We start from the raw sequence: 20123 nt of genomic DNA on the forward strand, positions 1-20123 counted from the left end.
CTTCGGCGGCGCCGCCGCCCCGCAGCCCCTGCGCCGCCCGGGGCCGCCCCCGGCGGACCGCGCGCACTGGACGCCGCGGCCGCCCGCCGACCAGCGGATGCCGCGGCAGGAGGAGGGCAGGCGTCCGGCCCGCCCGCTGCCGTATCAGCCGGAGGTGTCCGGGGTGTTCGAGCCGCGGGCGGGGGTGATGCGGCTGGCGCTCGCCAACGCCGGGGTGCGCAGCGCGCACGCCATCCTCTTCCCGTACGCGGGCGAGTACGAGGCGCCCCAGCACCGCGACCTGGCGCCCGGGGCCCTGTCCACCTGGGACGTTCCGGTGCGGGACGGGGCGTATGACTTCGTCGTCACCGGGCCGAACGGCTTCCGCCGCGAGTTCCGGGGCACGGCCGACGGCGCCGCGGCCGGACTGCGGGTGCGCGGCGGTATCGACGGCCGTCGTCGGCAGCTGACGCTCACCATCACCAACAAGGGGGAGCGCGCGATCGAGGTCGCCGTGCGCCCGCGCGCCTATGTGGCGGACGCGGACGCGCGGCAGCGGACGGTGAGCGTGCGGGCGGGCTCGACGAAGGCCGTGGAGTTCTCGGCGAAGGAGGGCCGCGGCTGGTACGACCTGGTGCTGACGGCCGAGGGCGACGACTCCTTCCACCGCCGCCTGACCGGGCACATCGAGAACGGGCGCCCCTCGGTCAGCGGCTGAGCCGGCCACTGACCCGATGACGATCGGAGGAAGTCACTCCGGATGTGGGGAAGCCCACAAAGGGGACAAAGGATCTTTTCCGGCTGACACAGTGCTCTGGTCACAAGCACATCACGCCGCACTTGGTGCACAGACCGGAAAGCAGCCATGGCCGCACTCGCACGATGGTGTATCAGACGCAGCGCCGTCGTGATCGTGCTCTGGCTGGCCGCCTTCGCGGGGGTCGCGACCGCGGCGGCCGTGACCGGATCCGCGTACTCCAACGACTACGACATCCCCGGCACCGAATCCTCCACGGTCTCGCGCCTGCTGGAGCAGCGGTTCCCGGACCGGGCCGGGGACACCGACACCATCGTGTGGCACACCGCCGACCAGGCCGGAACCGTGCGCTCCGCGGACGTCGAGCGGCGGATGACGGCGGCGCTGGGGCGCGTCGCCGACCTGCCCGGCGTCGTCTCGGTCACCGGTCCGTACGGCACCGACGACACCAGCCGCATCAGCGCCGACCAGCACACCGCATACGCCACCGTCGTCTTCCGCGAACCCGCCGCCGACCTGGGCAAGGACGAGGTACGCCGGGTCCTGGACACCGCGCGCTCGGCCGCCGTCCCCGGGCTGGAGGTCGAGATGGGCGGCGCGGGCGCCGGGCTCACCGAGACGGCCGGGCCCGCCCACCTCAGCGAGGCCATCGGCGTCGCCGTGGCCGCCGTCGTCCTCTTCCTGGCCTTCGGCTCGCTCGCGGCGACGCTGCTGCCGATCGCCACCGCGCTCGTCGGCGTCGGCACCGCGTACGCGGCGATCGGGCTGCTCGGCCACGCCATGAACGTCGCCGACTTCGCGCCGATGCTCGGCATGCTGATCGGGCTCGGCGTCGGCATCGACTACGCCCTGTTCATCGTCACCCGGCACCGCCGGGGGCTGCGGCAGGGGCTGCCGGTCGCCGAGGCCGCACAGCGCGCGGTGACCACCTCGGGCCGCGCGGTGATCTTCGCGGGCGCGACCGTGTGTCTGGCCCTGCTGGGCATGCTGGTGCTGCGGTTGAGCTTCCTGAACGGCGTCGCGGTCGCCGCCGCGCTGACGGTCGCGCTCACCGTCGCCGCCTCCATCACCCTGCTGCCCGCGCTGCTCGGGCTGATCGGGATGCGGGCCCTCAACCGTCGCGAACGCCGACGACTGGCCGAGGACGGGCCGCGGACCAGGACGGTGCCCGGCCTCGCCACCCGCTGGGCGTCCTTCGTGGAACGCCACCCCAAGGTGCTGGGCGGGGTCGCCGTCGCCGTCATGCTGGCCCTCGCCCTGCCCACCCTCTCGCTCCGGCTCGGCACCTCCGACCAGGGCAACAACCCCGAGACCTCGACCACTCGGCAGGCGTACGACCTGCTCGCCGAGGGGTTCGGGCCCGGCTTCAACGGACCGCTGACGCTCATCGGCAGTATCGACGGCGCCGAGGACCGGATGGCCTTCACCCGGCTGACCACCACCCTGCGCACCACCGAGGGCGTCGCCTCGGTGAGCGCCGCGGACCTCGGCGGCACGGGCGACACCGGCGTGATCACGGTCGTGCCCACCACCGCCCCGCAGTCGCCCGATACCTCGGGGCTCGTCGAGCGTCTGCGCACCGACGTCCTGCCGAAGGCCGAGGAGGGCACCTCGCTGCGGGTGTACGTCGGCGGGCTGACCGCGGGCTACGACGACTTCGCGACGGTGATCGTCTCCAAGCTGCCGCTGTTCGTGGGGGTGGTGGTGGCGCTGGGATGTGTGCTGTTGCTGCTCGCGTTCCGCAGCATCGGCATCCCGGTCAAGGCGGCGGTCATGAATGTGGCCGCCGTCGCCGCTTCTTTCGGCGTCGTGGTCGCGGTCTTCCAGTGGGGCTGGGGGAGCGAGCCACTGGGGCTCGGCAGGGCGGGCCCGATCGAGCCCTTTCTGCCAGTGATCATGGTGTCGGTGCTCTTCGGGCTCTCCATGGACTATCAGGTGTTCCTGGTCAGCCGGATGTACGAGGAGTGGCAGCACACCCGCGACAACCGGGTCGCGGTCCGGGTGGGCCTCGCCGAGACCAGCCGGGTCATCAACTCCGCGGCCGTCATCATGATCGCCGTCTTCTCGGCGTTCGTGCTCAGCGGCGACCGGATCATCGCCATGTTCGGCATCGGGCTGGCGGCCGCGGTCGCCCTGGACGCCTTCGTCCTCCGCACGCTGCTGGTGCCCGCGCTGATGCATCTGCTCGGCGGCGCCAACTGGTGGCTGCCGGGCTGGCTGGAGCGGATGCTGCCGCGCATCAGCATCGAGGCGCCGGATCCGGACCCGGATCAGCGGCCGCTGCCCGTGCCCAGGCCGCGCGCGCCCGAGGAGGACGCGGCCCGCACGCTCGTGCCGTAAGGCGCGCCTTCCGGGGTGGTCAGCGCGGTCAGCCCTCGCGGGGGCGGATCACCACCTGGCCGGAGTCGAGGTCTATCGGACCCTTCCACGGGGGGTCGCTGTCGCCGACGTCCTCCAGCGTGAACTCCAGCCGGTTGCGCTCCTCTTCGGTGTGCCTGCGACCGGGCGCGAACAGCTCCTCGATGAGGTTGAACATGGCGACCCCCGTAGGTGTGGGACTGGGGCCAGTGTAAGCAGACCGCCCGAAAAGGGGCCGGACCCGCCCGCGTCAGCTGATGTCCAGCCGCAGGATCCGGTCATCGTCCTTGCCCGGGTCGCCCCGCCCGTCCGTATTGCTCGTGACCAACCACAGCCCACCGTCGTCCGTGGCGACCACGGTGCGCAGCCGCCCGTACTTCCCGGTGAGGAACGCCTGTGGCTCGGCCACCGGCTTGGTGCCCCGCAGCGGAATCCGCCACAGCCGCTCGCCGCGCAGCCCCGCCATCCAGATGGAGCCCTTGGCGAACGCGATGCCGCTCGGCGAAGCGTCCTCGGGCTTCCACTGCTCGACCGGATCGACGAACCCCTTCTCCCCGGACTTGCCCTCCGCCTCCGGCCAGCCGTAGTTCTTGCCCGGCCGGATCAGATTCAGCTCGTCCCAGGTGTCCTGGCCGAATTCCGATGCCCACAGCCGCTTCCGGGTGTCCCAGGCCAGCCCCTGCACATTGCGGTGACCGTAGGAGTAGACGACCGAATCGGCCGACGGATTGCCGTGCGCCGGTTCACCGTCCGGGGTCATCCGCAGGATCTTGCCGCCGAACGAGTCCTTGTCCTGGGCGAGCCCCCGCTCACCGCTCTCGCCCGTGCCCGCGTAGAGCATCTTGTCGGGGCCGAAGGCGATCCGGCCGCCGTTGTGGATCGCCCCCTTGGGGATGCCCTTGAAGATCGTGTCCGGGGCGCCCAGCTGATCGCCCGCGGGGCGCTTGTCGTCGTACACCATCCGCACGATCCGGTTGTCCGAGTCGGTGGTGAAGTACGCGTACACCATGTGGTCCGTGCCGAAGTCGGAGGAGACCGCCAGCCCCAGCAGGCCGCCCTCGCCCGCGGGGGAGACGCCGGGCACGGACCCCAGCTCGGTCTGCTTCCCGCTGTCCGCCGCGACCTTGAAGATCTTCCCGGTGTCCCGGGAGGACACCAGCAGGTCCCCACCCGGCAGCGGGGCCACCCCCCAGGGCGATTTCAGGTTGGTGGTGAGCAGGCTCGCCACCTTGGCCGACCCCTTCTTCGGCGCGGCCGACTCACTGCCCGAGGGCGCCGCCGACGACGGGGAGCCGCCCTTGGACCCCTCCTTCCCGGGCGCGGGTGAACTCGACTGCTCGAAGGGGGACCCGCCGTCGCCGGTCGAGCAGCCGGTGAGCAGCAGCAGGGCGGCAGTGGCGGCGAGGGCGGGGGTGATGCGAGGACGTGGCACGGTCGGGTTCCTCTCGGTGGGGCACGTGTGCCGCGGCACGGCACTGATTCTTATACACCGCAGCTTCGCGGCGGGTTCCCTTCCCGGAACCAGAGCCCACGCGCCCCTTGGGCCCCCGGGGCACCTTCAGTCCCACGACCCCCGGGCGGGCGGCAGCGTCGCGATCTCGGCCAGGTCCTCGGCCGTCAGCATCACCTCCGCCGCCGCGGCGTTCTCCGCCGCCCAGTCCTCCCGCTTGGTCCCCGGCACCGGCACCACGTGCGGCCCCTGGGCCAGCAGCCACGCCAGCGCCACCTGAGCCGCCGTCACCGACTCCCCGTGCCGCCGCGCCACCCGCCGCAGCCCGGCCACGATGGGCTGGTTCGCCGCCATCATCTCCGCCGTGAAGCGCGGGTGCCGGGCCCGCATGTCCTCCGGCTCGAACCCCTGCCCCGGCGTGAGCGTCCCGGTCAGGAAGCCGTTGCCCAGCGGCATCGCCGCCAGGAAGCCCACCCCGCGCGAGGCACACCACGGCACCAGCGCCTCCAGCGCCTCGGGCGACCACACCGACAGCTCCGCCTGCACACAGCTCACCGGGAAGACCTGCTGCACCCGCTCCAGCTGGCGCACCGTCGCGTCGTGCATCCGGGCCCCGGCACGCCGCTGGGCCCGCGCCCCCACCGCGCACAGCCCCAGTGCCCGGACCTTTCCCGCCGCGACCAGCTCCGCCATCGCGCCCCAGGTCTCCTCTATGGGCACCTCGGGGTCGGCACGGTGCAGCTGGTAGAGATCGATCACATCGGTCTGGAGCCGCCGCAGCGAGGCGTCGCACGCCCGCTTCACATAGCCGGGCCGCCCGTTGGCCACGATGTGCTGCTCACCGACCAGCAGTCCGCACTTGGTGGACACGAAGGCGTCCGCGCGCCGCTCCTTGAGCACCCGGCCCACCAGCAGTTCATTGGTGAAGGGTCCGTACATGTCGGCGGTGTCGAGCAGGTTCGCGCCCACGTCGAGCGCGGTGTGCACGGCGCGCAGCGAGTGCTCGCCGTTGCGCTGCGAAGCGGTGTACGCCCAGCTCATGGGCATGCATCCAAGGCCGATCGCACCCACTTCGAGCGCCGCCGCTCCGATTGTCCTGCGCTCCACCTGGACTGACCCCTCCCGTTTCTCGCACCAAACTAACCTCTGCGGAGAGCCTCACTTCGCATAGCCTCCTGGCATGAGTGCAGATGACAGCGATACGTTCCGGCACCACGATTCGTCTCATGCCGCGTCCGGAGACTCGGCCCGCCCCCTCGCCTGGCTGCCGATCGCGCCGGACGAGATCGAGGGCCTGCCCGAGAACCTGGAGTACGCCCACTGGGACGGCGGTCCCGACTACCCCACCGACCCCGCGCGCGTCGCCTTCTACTGCGCGCCGTACATGAAGAGCCCCGAGGTGCTGGCCCGTCCGCTGGAGGCCATGACGGGCCTGCGGGTGATCCAGACGCTCACCGCGGGCATAGACAGCCTGCTGCCCGCCATGTCACGTGTTGTCCCCGATGTGCAGCTGTGCAACGCCCGGGGGCTGCACAACGCGAGCACCGCCGAGCTGGCCCTGACCCTGATTCTCGCCTCGCTGCGCGACATTCCCACCTTCGTCCGTGCCCAGGACGCCGGGGAGTGGACCCCAGGATTCCGTCCGGCGCTCGCCGACAAGTCCGTTCTGATCGTCGGGTACGGCTCGATCGGCAGCGCGATCGAGGACCGGCTCGAGCCCTTTGAGTGCGAGCGGGTGGCGCGCGTCGCGCGCTCCCCGCGTACGACCGAGCGCGGTCCGGTGCACCCGATCGACGCCTTGCCTCAACTGCTTCCGGACGCCGACGTCGTTGTCCTGGTGACCCCGCTGACCGACCGGACCCGGGGGCTGGTCGGGGCGGACTTCCTGGCGAAGATGAAGGACGGAGCGCTGTTGGTGAACGTCGCACGGGGCGCGGTGGTGGACACCAAGGCGCTCCTCGCCGAGGTGGAGAGCGGCCGGCTGCGGGCCGCGCTGGATGTGACCGACCCCGAACCACTGCCCGCCGGGCATCCGCTGTGGCACGCTCCAGGAGTGCTCATCACCCCGCACGTGGGCGGTCCCTCGTCGGCCTTCCTGCCCCGCGCCAAGCGGCTGTTGCGCGCCCAGCTGCACCGGTTCGCCGCGGGCGAGCCGCTGGAACATCTCATGATGACCACGGGGTAGACGAGGGGGCAACATGCCCCTGGCAGTACATACAGGCATCGATTGACTGCACTCCGTATATACAACGCCGTAGTCGATTACGGTGAGTAGATGGTCTATGTCCCTGAGTGACCAGTCTGGTGTATCGTCCCGAGCGGGGGCTGCGCCAATGACCTGACGGCGTCAGCGATGGACCGGAACTCGAGGGGGGCGACGGGCGATGTATGGCCAATGGACCAACGACCCGACGCAGCTCAGGCGTCGACCGCGACTTTTCCGCGCAGCCGCGCGGCTCTCGATGACGAAGCTCATGGGGATAGGGCTCGCCGAGCCGCGCCCCCGCACACGACGGGCGGCAGTGCGGTGAGCGCCACCGGAGCGGTGCTCGCCCGCCCGGCGGTCTCCGGCGGCGCCCGGCTGCTGCCGCAGGTCGTCCTGGCCCTGGTCTGCGGTGGATACGCGGTGGGCGCGGTGCTCGGCTGGGGATCATCCGAACTGGCCGTCTTCATGGGCGACTTCGGCCTCGCCGCGGCCGCCCTCGCCGCCGCCGCGTCCTGCCTGTGGCACGGGCGCCGGAACTCGGGGCGGATGCGCCCGGCCTGGCTGCTGTTCGCGGCCTCGTCCGCCATGACCGCGCTGGGCAACGGCACCTGGGGCTGGTACGAGGTGGTGCTGGGCCGCCCCGTGCCCACCCCCTCGTTCGCCGACGTCTGCTTCCTCCTCTTCGCGCCGCCCGCGATCGTGGGGATGCTGGTGCTCGCCAAGCGCCCGGAGAACCGGGCCGGGTGGATCTGCCTGGGACTGGACGCCTGGCTGATCGCCGGATCCCTGATGACCCTGTCCTGGAGTCTCGCGCTCGCCCACACCGGGCCGTTCGGCGGGGACGCCGGGAGCGTGACCCGCAGGGCCTTCTCGCTCGCCTATCCGCTGCTGGACATCGTGCTGGTCAGCATGGTGATCGTGCTGCACTTCCGGCGCTCGTCGTCGGCCAGCCGGCCGGCGGTCAACACCGCGATCGGCGCGTTCGCCCTGACCGTGCTGTGCGACGCGCTGTTCACCTCGCCGCTGCTGCACGACCACTACCGCTCCGGCCAGATCCTGGACGCGGGCTGGTTCGCCGGGTCGATGCTGCTGGCGTACGCGCCCTGGGTGGCCCGGCGGGACGCCGCCGAGAGCCCGCCGCCCGCGGCGCGCCGCCCCGAGGGGCGGAGCCGCCCCACCGCGGGTGCCTTCGCCGCCCTGGCGCCGTATCTCGCCGCCGCCGTCTGCACCCTGGGCATCCTGTTCAACGTGATGGACGGCCGCCCGGTCGACGGGGTGGTGCTCTTCACCGCCTGCGCGGTCGTGCTCGCCCTCCTGGTCCGGCAGGCGATCATGCTGATGGACAACATCGCGCTCACCCAGGAGCTGGCGCAGGCGGAGAACCACTTCCGCTCCCTGGTGCAGAGCTCCAGCGATGTGATCATGATCGCCGCGCCCACCGGCATCCTGCGGTACGTCAGCCCGGCCGCCTCCGGCGTCTACGGGCGGGACGCGGGCGAGCTGGAGGGCTCCGAACTGGCCTCGCTCATCCACCCCGAGGACCTGGGCCCGGTGGTCCACGAGGTGCGCCGGTTCCTGGCCGCGTCGCCGTGCGAGGAGCCCACCACCCGTATCGAGTGCCGCTTCCGCTCCGGCTCCGGCGACTGGCTCAACGTGGAGTCGACGGTCAACCGCCACCACGGCGGCCTGATCTTCAACAGCCGCGATGTCACCGAGCGGGTCCGGCTCCAGGCCCAGCTCCAGCACAGCGCCGAGCACGACCCGCTCACCGACCTGCCCAACCGCGCCCTGTTCACCAAGCGGGTCCGGCACGCGGTCGGCGGGCGCCGCCGCACCGACGCGGGCACCGCCGTGCTCTTCATCGACCTCGACGGCTTCAAGGCCGTCAACGACACCGTCGGCCACCAGGCGGGCGACGAACTGCTGGTCCAGGCCGCCCGCCGGCTCCAGGAGTCCGTGCGGTCCGGCTCCGGCGACTGCGCCGCCCGGCTCGGGGGCGACGAGTTCGCCGCCCTCATCGTGGGCGACGGCGCCGACGACGCCAGCACCCGCGAATGCCGCATCCTGGAGATCGCCGACCGGCTGCGGGCCCGGCTCTCCCAGCCCTACCGGGTGGAGGGCGGCACCGAGGTGCGGGTCGCCGCCAGCATCGGCGTCGCCTTCGCCGAGCCCGGCACCAGCCCCGGCGCCCTGATGCGCAACGCCGACCTGGCCATGTACCGGGCCAAGGCCGCCGGGAAGAACCGGGTCGAGCTGTACGCACCACAGATGCAGGCCGAGGTGGCGCGCCGCGCCGAGGTCCAGACGCGGCTGCGCGCCGCCCTGCACGACGGCGAGTTCGTGCTGCTGCACCAGCCCGTCGTGGAGCTGGCGACCGGGCGGGTCACCGCCGTCGCGGCGCAGCCCCGCTGGCGCTCGGCCCAGGGCATCCTGTTCACCCCGGCCGAGTTCCTGAGGGTCGCCGACAACAACGGGCGCGGCGGCGACCACGGCCGCGCCGGTGAGGAAGGCGCCCGCACCGCCGAGCTGACCCGCTGGACGCTGGAGGCCGCCGTCGAACAGGCCGCCCAGCGCCGCCGCGACGGCCATGTGCTCCCCGTCTGCGTACGGCTGCCCGCCGGGCGGCTGGTCGACAAGTCGATGCCGCCCAAGGCCGTCGAGACCCTGCTCGCCCGGCACGGACTGCCGTCCGGTGCGCTGATCCTGGAGCTGACCGACAGCGACCCCCGGGTGCCGCTGGACGAGCTGGAGCACCGCCTCGGCGCGCTGCGCCGACTGGGGGTGCGGATCGCCCTCGACGGGTTCGGCAGCGGCTATGCCGCGATCCGGGCGCTGCGCAGGCTCCCCATCGATGTGCTCAAGCTGGACCAGGGACTGGTCGAGGGGGTGGTGGAGTCGTCCCGGCTGCACAAGATCACCTCAGGGCTGCTGAGGATCGGCGGCGACCTCGGGATGCAGTCCATCGCGGAGGGCGTGGACCTGCCCGAGCAGCTGGTGACCCTGCGCGGCATGGGGTGCACCCACGCCCAGGGCATGGCCTTCAGCGGACCGCTGGACGAGCACCGGCTGCGCCGGGCGCTGACCCGCGGCAGCTATCCGGTGCCGCGCTCGGACGCTCCGGTCCTGGTCGGAGGCGGGCTGCCGGTGCGGCACGGCGGATACGGCGGGCATGGGCCCCGCCGCCCGGAGGCGGCGCACACCCACCCACCGACCCGCTCAAATACTGAGACTCCCGTCCCACCCACTTGACACCTGATACGCGCGGGGGGGAGGGTCGGAGCCATGCGCACCCGAATTCTCGTACTTGGACAGCGCGTCGGCTGAGCAGGCTCATGTTGAAGACCTGCGGACCCTCTCCGGCGCGCTCCCCTCGCTTGCCTAACGGCACGAGGGGTTTTTTGTTGCACTGACGCCTGTGCACCGCCTCCCTCCCCGCATCACACCTCATTCGAGAAGAGAATGCCGATGACCGAGCAGGCCTCCGGGGCCCATCATCCCCAGCCGCGGGCCCGTAACGGCGGACCGCAGTCCGCCACCGTCGAGCACGTCACGGGCGCGCAGTCCCTCATCCGCTCGCTCGAGGAGGTGGGCGCCGACACCGTCTTCGGGATTCCCGGCGGTGCGATCCTCCCCGCGTACGACCCGATGATGGACTCCTCGAAGGTCAGGCACGTACTCGTCCGCCACGAGCAGGGTGCGGGCCACGCCGCCACCGGTTACGCCCAGGCCACCGGCAAGGTCGGCGTCTGCATGGCGACCTCCGGACCCGGCGCCACCAACCTGGTCACCCCGATCGCCGACGCCCACATGGACTCGGTCCCGATCGTCGCGATCACCGGCCAGGTGGCCTCCAAGGCGATCGGCACGGACGCCTTCCAGGAGGCGGACATCTGCGGCATCACGATGCCGATCACCAAGCACAACTTCCTGGTCACCAAGGCCGAGGACATCCCGCGCACGATCGCCGAGGCGTTCCACATCGCCGCCACCGGCCGCCCCGGCCCGGTCCTGGTCGACATCGCCAAGGACGCGCTCCAGGCCAAGACCACCTTCTCCTGGCCGCCGCAGACCGACCTGCCCGGCTACCGCCCGGTGACCAAGCCGCACGCCAAGCAGATCCGCGAGGCCGCCCGGCTGATCAGCCAGGCCGAGCGCCCGGTGCTGTACGTGGGCGGCGGCGTCCTCAAGGCGCACGCCACCGCCGAGCTGCGGGTGCTGGCCGAGCTGACCGGGGCGCCGGTCACCACCACCCTGATGGGGCTCGGGGCCTTCCCCGACAGCCACCACCTCCACCTCGGCATGCCGGGCATGCACGGCACCGTCGCCGCCGTCACCAGCCTCCAGAAGGCGGACCTGATCGTGGCGCTCGGCGCGCGCTTCGACGACCGGGTCACCGGCAAGCTCGATTCGTTCGCCCCGTTCGCCAAGATCGTGCACGCGGACATCGACCCGGCGGAGATCGGCAAGAACCGCGCCGCCGACGTGCCGATCGTCGGTGACGCCCGCGAGGTCATCGCGGATCTGGTCGTCGCCGTCCAGGCCGAGCACGACGCGGGCCACACGGGCGACTACACCGGCTGGTGGGAGGACCTGAACCGGTGGCGCGAGACCTACCCGCTCGGCTATGACCTGCCCGAGGACGGCAGCCTGTCGCCGCAGCAGGTCATCCAGCGGATCGGCGAGCTGGCCCCGGAGGGCACGGTCTTCGCCGCGGGCGTCGGCCAGCACCAGATGTGGGCCGCCCACTTCATCCAGTACGAGAAGCCCGCGACCTGGCTGAACTCCGGCGGCGCCGGGACCATGGGCTACGCCGTCCCGGCGGCCATGGGCGCCAAGGCCGGTGCGGAGGACCGTACGGTCTGGGCGATCGACGGGGACGGCTGCTTCCAGATGACCAACCAGGAGCTGGTCACCTGCGCGCTGAACAACATCCCGATCAAGGTCGCGATCATCAACAACGGCGCGCTGGGCATGGTCCGCCAGTGGCAGACCCTGTTCTACAACCAGCGCTACTCCAACACCGTGCTGCACTCCGGCCCGGGGGCGGACACCGCCCAGCCGAGCGCCGGCACCAGGGTCCCGGACTTCGTGAAGCTCGCCGAGGCCATGGGCTGCATCGGCATCCGCTGCGAGGACCCGGCCGACCTCGACGCCGTGATCGAGAAGGCCAACGCGATCAACGACCGGCCGGTGGTCGTGGACTTCATCGTCCACGAGGACGCCATGGTCTGGCCGATGGTCGCGGCCGGCACCTCCAACGACGAGATCCTGGCGGCGCGCGACACCCGCCCGGACTTCGGCGACAGCGAAGACGACTGAGGCCCGGGGCCGAGAGAAGAAGAGAGACGCACCGCATGTCCAAGCACACGCTCTCCGTCCTGGTGGAGAACACCCCCGGCATCCTCGCCCGGATCGCCGCCCTGTTCTCCCGCCGCGGCTTCAACATCGACTCGCTCGCCGTGGGCGTCACCGAGCACCCCGACATCTCCCGCATCACCATCGTGGTCAATGTCGAGGAGCTCCCGCTGGAGCAGGTCACCAAGCAGCTCAACAAGCTCGTCAACGTCCTGAAGATCGTGGAGCTGGAGGACGGCTCGGCCATTCAGCGGGAACTCGTTCTCGTGAAGGTCCGCGCCGACAACGAGACCCGCTCCCAGATCGTCGAGATCGTCCAGCTGTTCCGCGCCAAGACCGTGGACGTCTCCCCGGAGGCCGTGACCATCGAGGCCACGGGCAGCAGCGACAAGCTCGAAGCCATGCTCAAGATGCTGGAACCGTACGGCATCAAGGAGCTGGTGCAGTCCGGCACGATCGCCATAGGGCGCGGCGCCCGCTCCATCACCGACCGGAGCCTGCGCGCGCTCGACCGGTCCGCCTGACGAGACCCCCGAACCTTCACCCGCCCGCCCGTCATACGGTGGGACGCACAACCCACACGCTAGGAGAATCCCGAAGTGGCCGAGCTGTTCTACGACGACGACGCCGACCTGTCCATCATCCAGGGCCGCAAGGTCGCGATCCTTGGCTACGGCAGCCAGGGCCACGCCCACGCGCTGTCGCTGCGCGACTCGGGCGTCGACGTCCGCGTCGGCCTGCACGAGGGCTCCAAGTCCAAGGCCAAGGCCGAGGAGCAGGGTCTGCGCGTGGTGACCCCCGCGGAGGCGGCCGCGGAGGCCGACGTCATCATGATCCTGGTCCCGGACCCGATCCAGGCCAAGGTCTACGAGGAGTCCGTGAAGGACAACCTGAAGGACGGCGACGCGCTGTTCTTCGGCCACGGCCTCAACATCCGGTACGACTTCATCAAGCCGTCGGCCAACGTCGACGTCTGCATGGTCGCCCCCAAGGGCCCGGGCCACCTGGTCCGCCGCCAGTACGAGGAGGGCCGCGGCGTGCCGTGCATCGCGGCCGTCGAGCAGGACGCCACGGGCAACGCCTTCGCGCTCGCCCTCTCGTACGCCAAGGGCATCGGCGGCACCCGGGCCGGTGTCATCAAGACCACCTTCACCGAGGAGACCGAGACCGACCTCTTCGGTGAGCAGGCGGTGCTGTGCGGTGGCACCGCGGCGCTGGTCAAGGCCGGGTTCGAGACCCTGACCGAGGCCGGCTACCAGCCGGAGATCGCGTACTTCGAGTGCCTCCACGAGCTGAAGCTGATCGTGGACCTCATGTACGAGGGCGGCCTGGAGAAGATGCGCTGGTCGATCTCCGAGACCGCCGAGTGGGGCGACTACGTCTCCGGCCCGCGGATCATCAACGACTCCACCAAGGCCGAGATGAAGAAGATCCTCGGCGAGATCCAGGACGGCACCTTCGCCAAGAACTGGATGGCGGAGTACAACGCCGGCCTGCCGAAGTACAACGAGCTGAAGAAGGCGGACGAGGACCACCTCCTGGAGACCACCGGCAAGGAGCTGCGCAAGCTCATGAGCTGGGTCGACGACGAGGCGTAAGCGCCCGGACGGCGCGGCGGACCGTGCCCCGGGTGTGGCGGGGGTTCCCTGGAACCTCCGCCACACCCGGTTCGGCTTTGTCCGCCGCGCACCACCACGTGCGGGTGATCCTGCCGCATTGGCGCATTACACAGGCCCGAGCGCTACTACACTTTCCTGCAACAAACGCGTCAGGCTCACAGCGTCGTGCGTCTTCCACGCGGCTGGAACCCTTCACCGCCTGCGGCCGTCGGGACGGCCGTCCGCTGAGGACTAGTGAGGACTGAAGACCACGTGAGCACTGCTTCCCCCGGTAAACCTGTCGTACTCATCGCCGAAGAGCTGTCGCCCGCCACGGTCGACGCCCTGGGCCCGGACTTCGAGATCCGGAGCTGCAACGGCGCGGACCGAGACGAACTGCTTCCCGCCCTTGCCGACGTGGACGCGATCCTCGTCCGCAGCGCGACCAAGGTCGACGCGGAAGCCATCGCCGCGGCGAAGAAGCTGAAGGTGGTCGCCCGCGCGGGCGTCGGCCTGGACAATGTGGACGTCTCCGCCGCCACCAAGGCGGGCGTCATGGTCGTCAACGCGCCGACGTCCAACATCGTCACCGCCGCCGAGCTGGCCTGCGGCCTGCTGGTCGCCACCGCCCGCAACATCCCGCAGGCGAACGCCGCCCTGAAGAACGGCGAGTGGAAGCGCAGCAAGTACACCGGTGTGGAGCTGAGCGAGAAGACCCTCGGCGTCGTCGGCCTCGGCCGCATCGGCGTCCTGGTCGCCCAGCGCATGTCCGCCTTCGGCATGAAGATCGTCGCGTACGACCCGTACGTGCAGCCCGCGCGCGCCGCGCAGATGGGTGTGAAGCTGCTCACGCTCGACGAGCTGCTCGAGGTCTCAGACTTCATCACCGTCCACCTGCCCAAGACCCCCGAGACGGTCGGTCTGATCGGCGACGAGGCGCTGCGCCGGGTCAAGCCGGACGTCCGCATCGTCAACGCCGCCCGCGGCGGGATCGTCGACGAGACGGCGCTGGCCGCGGCCCTCAAGGAGGGCCGGGTGGCCGGTGCCGGTCTGGACGTGTTCTCCAAGGAGCCGTGCACCGACTCCCCGCTGTTCGAGTTCGACAACGTGGTCGCCACCCCGCACCTGGGCGCCTCCACCGGCGAGGCCCAGGAGAAGGCGGGCATCGCGGTCGCGCGCTCGGTGCGGCTGGCCCTCGCGGGCGAGCTGGTCCCGGACGCGGTGAACGTGCAGGGCGGCGTGATCGCCGAGGACGTACGCCCCGGGCTGCCGCTGGCCGAGAAGCTGGGGCGGATCTTCACCGCGCTCGCGGGCGAGGTCGCCGTCCGGCTCGACGTCGAGGTGTACGGCGAGATCACCCAGCACGACGTCAAGGTGCTGGAGCTGTCCGCGCTCAAGGGCGTCTTCGAGGACATCGTCGACGAGACCGTGAGCTACGTGAACGCCCCGCTGTTCGCGCAGGAGCGCGGCGTCGAGGTGCGGCTGACCACCAGCTCGGAGTCGACCGAGCACCGGAACGTGGTGACCGTGCGCGGCACCCTGGCCGACGGTGACGAGGTCTCGATCTCCGGGACGCTGGCCGGTCCCAAGAACCTCCAGAAGATCGTCGCGGTCGGGGAGTACGACGTCGACCTGGCGCTCGCCGACCACATGGCCTTCCTCCGCTACACGGACCGTCCCGGCGTCGTCGGCACGCTCGGCCGCATCCTGGGCGAGGCGGGCATCAACATCGCGGGCATGCAGGTCTCGCGTGCCGCGGTGGGCGGTGCCGCGCTGGTCGCGCTGACCGTGGACGACACGATTCCGCAGAGCGTGCTCACCGAGATCGCCGAGGAGATCGGCGCCACGTCGGCCCGTTCGGTCAACCTGGTCTGAGCCGTGTAGCGCCTGCGCGTCTTCAAGGGCCCGGCCTCCGCTTCCCGCGGGGGCCGGGCCCTTTTCGGTTCCCGGCCGGGTTCTTTTTCATCATGTGTTGAATAAGGTGGCGAGCGGCGCTACGCTCTCAACTATGTGGAGAATTTTTCTCCACATAGCTCCGTGTATGCCCTCCGCAGGAGAACCGCCGTGTCCGATGACGCTCCCCGCATGCGCGCCGACGCGCGCCGCAACCGCGAGCAGATCCTGCGCGCCGCCCGCGAGGTCTTCGCCGACCAGGGGCCGGACGCCCCGCTCGACGAGATCGCCCGGCGCGCCGGGGTCGGCATCGCCACCCTCTACCGGCGGTTTCCCACCCGCCCCGACCTCTTCCGCGGCGTGGCCGCCGAGGTCTTCAGCGCCGTGGACGAGGCCGCGCGGCACGCCGTCGCCACGGAGGGCGACCCGGCCGACGCCCTGCGGCGCTTCATGCACGCCGCCCTCGACCTCAAGATCGGGTCGGTGGTACCGGCGCTGCTGGGCCACTTCACCGCCGACGAACTCTTCGGCCGGATGCGCGGCGACGCCGCCGACCCCGTCGAGACCGTCGACCGCCTCCTCGCCCGCGGTCGCGCGTCCGGTGCGATCCGCCCCGATGTCGTCTTCGGCGACATCGTCCTGATGATCATCCGGCTGACGCGGCCGCTGCCCGGCGGGGGCCGCATCCCGGACGACGACGCCCTCGCCCACCGCCAGCTCGATCTGTACGTGGACGGGCTGCGCCCCAGCGGCTCCCCACGGCCCACCACCGCCCTCGGCGGCCCGGCCGTGGACGCCGCCGCCTTCACCCACATCCGGGAGCGCGTGATCGACGACGCCCGTGCCGACGCCGACTGATCACGTCCGTACGCACCATCAGAAAGGCACCCTCATGTCCGAGCCCTCAGCCATAGCGCCCGAGGCCAACCCCCGGCGCTGGCTCGCCCTGCTCTTCATCGGCCTCGCCCAGCTGATGATCGTTCTCGACATCACCATCGTGAACATCGCCCTGCCCTCCGCCCAGCGCGATCTGGGCATCTCCGCCGGTGACCGGCAGTGGGTCATCACCGCGTACACCCTGGCCTTCGGCAGCCTGCTGCTGTTCGGCGGCCGGATCGCCGACTACACCGGCCGCAAGCGCGCCTTCCTGGTCGGCCTGATCGGCTTCGCCGGGGCCTCCGCGCTCGGCGGCGCCGCCCAGGGGCTCGGGATGCTGCTCGGCGCCCGCGCGCTCCAGGGCGCCTTCGCCGCGCTGCTCGCGCCGTCGGCGCTGTCGCTGCTGGCCGTGAACTTCACCGAGGCGCGCGAGCGCGCCAAGGCGTTCGGCATCTTCGGCGCGATCGCGGCGGGCGGGGGCGCGATCGGCCTGGTCCTGGGCGGGCTGCTGACCGAGTACCTGGACTGGCGCTGGTGCCTGTACGTCAACGTGCCGATCGCCGTCCTCGCGGCCTTCAGCTGGTCCGTCCTGCCCGCCGACCGGCCCGCGGCGGAGCGGGCGCGCTTCGACATCCCCGGAGTGCTGCTGGCCGTCGCCGGTCTGGTGTCGCTGGTCTACGGGTGCAGCGAGGCCGAGTCCGAGGGCTGGGACTCCCGGCTGGTGACCGGGCTGCTCATCCTGGGCGTGGTGCTGCTCGCCGCCTTCGCCCTCGTGGAGCGGCGCGCCGCCCATCCGCTGCTGCCGATCCGGGTGGTCGCGGACCGTACCCGGGGCAGCGCCTATCTGGCGGTCGGCCTCTCGGTGGTCGGCATGTTCGCCATGTTCCTCTTCCTCACCTACTACATGCAGATCGTCAAGGGGTACTCGGCGCTGGTCACCGGCGTGGCCTTCCTGCCGATGACCGCGGCGGTGCTGGCCGCCGCAGGTGGCGTCGCGGCCCGCCTCATCCCCAAGGTGCCGCCGCGGGCGCTGGTGGTGCCCGGTCTGCTGATCGCGGCCACCGGGGTGGCGCTGCTGGTCCCGCTGGAGGCCGGAAGCTCGTACGCGGCGGGCGTGCTGCCCTCCGAACTCCTCGTCGGCTTCGGCATGGGCCTGGTGATGGCCCCCTCGATGAACTACGCGACCCACGGCGTGCAGCCAAGGGACGCGGGCATCGCCTCCGCCACGGTGAACACGGCCCAGCAGATCGGCGGTTCGATCGGCACGGCGATGCTCAACACCATCGCCACCAGCGCGACCTCCGACTACCTGCGCGAGCACGCCCGCCGCATGACGCCGGAGACCGCCAAGGAAGGGCTGGTCGAGGGCTTCTCGCACGCGTTCGTCTGGTCGTCGGTGATCCTCGCGGGGGCAGCCGTGGTGGTGGGCGTCCTGATGAACACCCCGCGCCCGCCCCGCGACAAGTCCGCCCACGGCGCCCCGTCCGCCGCCGCACACCTGGGCTGACCTCGATCGTCAACGCCGGGGCCGCCCGTCACCCGTGTGAGGGGTGGCCCAGGCATTCCGGCCCGCTAGGCTGGGCTGCGCGGACAAAGTTCCGTCCATGGAACGAACCACGACTGAGGAACCGCTTCCGGCCTGGGCCTTTCCGCCCCCGGGCGGCTTCACCGCAGACGAGCTTGACCGCATTCCGGACCTCCCGCCGCACACTGAGCTGATCGACGGGAGCCTCGTCTTCGTCCGCCCCCAGAATTGCTTTCATTCGCTGGCTATCTCCTTCCTGGCGAAGGGCCTCAGAGCTTCGGTGCCGGGGTCGCTGCGCGTGTGCAGCCAGATGACCATCACCATTAACAAGAGCAACCGTCCCGAGCCCGATATCTCAGTCCTGCGCGCGGAGGCTGTCTCCGCCGAAGCCGACGAGACGGGCTACGACGCCGCCGATGTTGTGCTCGCGGTGGAGGTCGAGTCGCCGGAATCACAAGCCCGCGACCGCGAGCGCAAACCGCAGCTCTACGCCGAGGCGGGGATCCCGCATTTCTGGCTGGTCGAGCACGGTGAGGGGCGCCGCCCGGTGGTGCACGTCTACGAACTGGACCCGGTGACCGGCTCCTACGTCCCTACCGGCATCCACCACGACCGCCTGAAGCTCACGGTCCCGTTCGACATCGACATCGACATCGACATCGACCTCACCGAGATCGACCGGATGTGAGGGTCGGGCCCGCCTCGCGCAGCACCGTCCGGATGACCGCCCGCGGCGAGTGCTGCGGGCGGTAGCGGTAGACGTCGGCGGGGGTCCAGCCGGTGTCCGTCGTGAAGGTGCGCAGCGCCCACTCGGGTGGTGGGGTGCCCGTGGACTCGGCTTCCGCTCGGGCCTTGGCCGCCTCGGTCTCGAACTTCGCTCGGGCGATGCGGTTCAGGTCGACGCGGCGGCCGTTGTACGAGGCGCCGGTGGCCGAGAACTGGTGGCCGTGGAAGGTGGTCACCGTGATGTCGGGGGAGGCGCCCGGGCCGGTGTGGGTGAAGACGTCGTGTTCGGAGACGATCTTCGATTCGAGCCCGGCGCCCAGGAAGTAGGAGCTGCCGCCGAGGGCCTGACCGCGCATCGGGTAGTCGGGGTCGTCGGTGGAGCCGCGGAAGTAGTTGTTGTACGTGTGCACCTGTCCGAACCGGACGCGGGGGCTGCGCTGGGCGGTGTCGGAGAACAGGTTGTGGTGGAAGGTGATCCGCAGATGGCCGCGGTCGCGGTCGCCCTTGCCGTCGCCGGAGCCGATCAGCAGGGTCTTCTCGTGGTCGCTGAAGCGGCTGGAGGAGACGGTGACGAAGTCCGTGCCGTCCTCCATGTCCAGGAGCCCGTCGTGGTGTTCGACGCGCTTGCCGTGGAACCCGACGGTGGCCCGGCTGGTGGGGTAGCGGCCGTCGGAGAAGGCGCAGTGGTCGATCCAGATGTTGCGGCCGGTGACGACCGACAGCGCGTCGAAGCGCGCGTTCCAGGCGCCGGTCGCGCCGTCGCCCGGGTCCCAGCTGGGGAAGTGGTCGGTGGGGGCCTCGAAGCGAAGGTTGCGGATGACGATGTTCCGGCCGGTGTTGACGGTCAGATAGACGCCGAGCAGGGCCGCGTCCCTGCCCGTGCCCAGGAGCGTGGTGTTGCTGGGCACGGTGAGCTGGATCTGCTGCTTCTGGGCGTTCGAGCCGGTGACGCGGAGCGTACGCATCCGCTTGCACCACTCGTAGCGGTCGTCGCTCCAGGACGTACCGTCGGGGCCGAAGCAGTCCATGTAGTGGCGCAGGTCCCAGCCGGGGGCGTAGTCCTGGGCGCCCAGGAGACGGCCGTCGTCGGTCTCGTTGCCGTTCAGGTGCCCGCGCACGCGGATGACCTTGGGCGCGGTCGGATCGCCGTGGTTGGCGAGGGCGGCCTTCAGCTGGGCGCGGGTGCGCACCACATGGACGCTGTCGGGGGCGGCGCCCGCGCCGCCGGTGGTGCCGGGGCCCGCCGTGGCCCAGCCGGTGGGCCGGTCCGGCACGGCAGAAGGTGCTACGGCAGAAGGTGCTACGGCCGAAGGGGCCGCCGCGGCGGCCCCGCCCGGTGCGGCCGGCAGGGCGCACACGAGCGCGGCCGCCGCGGCGTACGCGGCTCGGCGCATCCGACG

At 71.3% G+C, this 20123-nt stretch carries 15 protein-coding genes; 11 read left to right on the top strand and 4 right to left on the bottom strand.

The features are described 5' to 3' along the window. Positions 1-697 (top strand): phospholipase domain-containing protein (locus EEJ42_RS44165; protein ID WP_123107766.1); only part of this gene is annotated, 697 nt, incomplete at its 5' end. A gap of 147 nt (positions 698-844) precedes the next feature. Then, on the top strand, positions 845-3076 hold the full coding sequence (locus EEJ42_RS44170) for an MMPL family transporter (protein ID WP_123107767.1): 2232 nt from the start codon (positions 845-847) through the stop codon (positions 3074-3076). A gap of 28 nt (positions 3077-3104) precedes the next feature. On the opposite strand, the gene EEJ42_RS51530 is transcribed toward EEJ42_RS44170, so the two are convergent. The 3 genes from EEJ42_RS51530 to EEJ42_RS44180 all read right to left on the bottom strand — a co-directional run bounded on the left by EEJ42_RS51530 (position 3105) and on the right by EEJ42_RS44180 (position 5651). Next, on the bottom strand, positions 3105-3272 hold the full coding sequence (locus tag EEJ42_RS51530; RefSeq protein WP_184503565.1) for a DUF6191 domain-containing protein: 168 nt from the start codon (positions 3270-3272) through the stop codon (positions 3105-3107). Positions 3273-3344: 72 nt separating this feature from the next. Next, on the bottom strand, positions 3345-4526 hold the full coding sequence (locus tag EEJ42_RS44175; RefSeq protein WP_123107768.1) for a PQQ-dependent sugar dehydrogenase: 1182 nt from the start codon (positions 4524-4526) through the stop codon (positions 3345-3347). 126 nt (positions 4527-4652) lie between these two features. Next, positions 4653-5651 (bottom strand): aldo/keto reductase, encoded by a 999-nt coding sequence (locus tag EEJ42_RS44180; RefSeq protein WP_123107769.1) that lies wholly within the window; start codon positions 5649-5651, stop codon positions 4653-4655. Between the two features lie 73 nt (positions 5652-5724). Here EEJ42_RS44180 and EEJ42_RS44185 point away from each other — a divergent pair, with 73 nt between their 5' ends. The 9 genes from EEJ42_RS44185 (at position 5725) to EEJ42_RS44225 (ending at position 18685) form a co-directional block, all read left to right on the top strand. Then, complete coding sequence (locus tag EEJ42_RS44185) at positions 5725-6729, top strand: 2-hydroxyacid dehydrogenase (RefSeq protein WP_184503566.1); 1005 nt, start codon at positions 5725-5727, stop codon at positions 6727-6729. Positions 6730-7071: 342 nt separating this feature from the next. After that, positions 7072-9999, top strand: a complete 2928-nt coding sequence (locus EEJ42_RS44190) for a putative bifunctional diguanylate cyclase/phosphodiesterase (protein WP_123107770.1) — start codon at positions 7072-7074, stop codon at positions 9997-9999. Between the two features lie 210 nt (positions 10000-10209). Next, positions 10210-12069, top strand: a complete 1860-nt coding sequence (locus EEJ42_RS44195; protein ID WP_123107771.1) for an acetolactate synthase large subunit — start codon at positions 10210-10212, stop codon at positions 12067-12069. Positions 12070-12104: 35 nt separating this feature from the next. Beyond that, a complete protein-coding gene (gene ilvN, locus EEJ42_RS44200) occupies positions 12105-12629 on the top strand; it encodes an acetolactate synthase small subunit (protein WP_044569623.1) in 525 nt (174 codons plus the stop codon). Between the two features lie 75 nt (positions 12630-12704). Continuing rightward, positions 12705-13703, top strand: a complete 999-nt coding sequence (gene ilvC, locus EEJ42_RS44205; RefSeq protein WP_123107772.1) for a ketol-acid reductoisomerase — start codon at positions 12705-12707, stop codon at positions 13701-13703. A 273-nt stretch (positions 13704-13976) separates the two neighbouring features. Further along, positions 13977-15578: a phosphoglycerate dehydrogenase gene (gene serA / locus EEJ42_RS44210; RefSeq protein ID WP_123107773.1), complete on the top strand. Its 1602-nt coding sequence runs from the start codon at positions 13977-13979 to the stop codon at positions 15576-15578. Positions 15579-15767: 189 nt separating this feature from the next. Further along, positions 15768-16454: a TetR/AcrR family transcriptional regulator gene (locus EEJ42_RS44215; RefSeq protein WP_246097790.1), complete on the top strand. Its 687-nt coding sequence runs from the start codon at positions 15768-15770 to the stop codon at positions 16452-16454. Between the two features lie 34 nt (positions 16455-16488). Beyond that, on the top strand, positions 16489-17979 hold the full coding sequence (locus tag EEJ42_RS44220) for an MFS transporter (protein WP_123107775.1): 1491 nt from the start codon (positions 16489-16491) through the stop codon (positions 17977-17979). A gap of 97 nt (positions 17980-18076) precedes the next feature. Continuing rightward, entirely contained in the window at positions 18077-18685 is a 609-nt protein-coding gene (locus EEJ42_RS44225; protein WP_123107776.1) for a Uma2 family endonuclease, read from the top strand. Here the strand turns inward: EEJ42_RS44225 and EEJ42_RS44230 are convergent. Further along, on the bottom strand, positions 18663-20117 hold the full coding sequence (locus tag EEJ42_RS44230; RefSeq protein WP_123107777.1) for a pectate lyase family protein: 1455 nt from the start codon (positions 20115-20117) through the stop codon (positions 18663-18665). The two genes, EEJ42_RS44225 and EEJ42_RS44230, sit on opposite strands and share 23 nt — an antisense overlap. Between the last annotated feature and the right edge of the window lie 6 nt (positions 20118-20123).

This window comes from Streptomyces botrytidirepellens (assembly GCF_003721215.1).
GTDB classification, from domain to species: Bacteria; Actinomycetota; Actinomycetes; order Streptomycetales; family Streptomycetaceae; genus Streptomyces; species Streptomyces himastatinicus.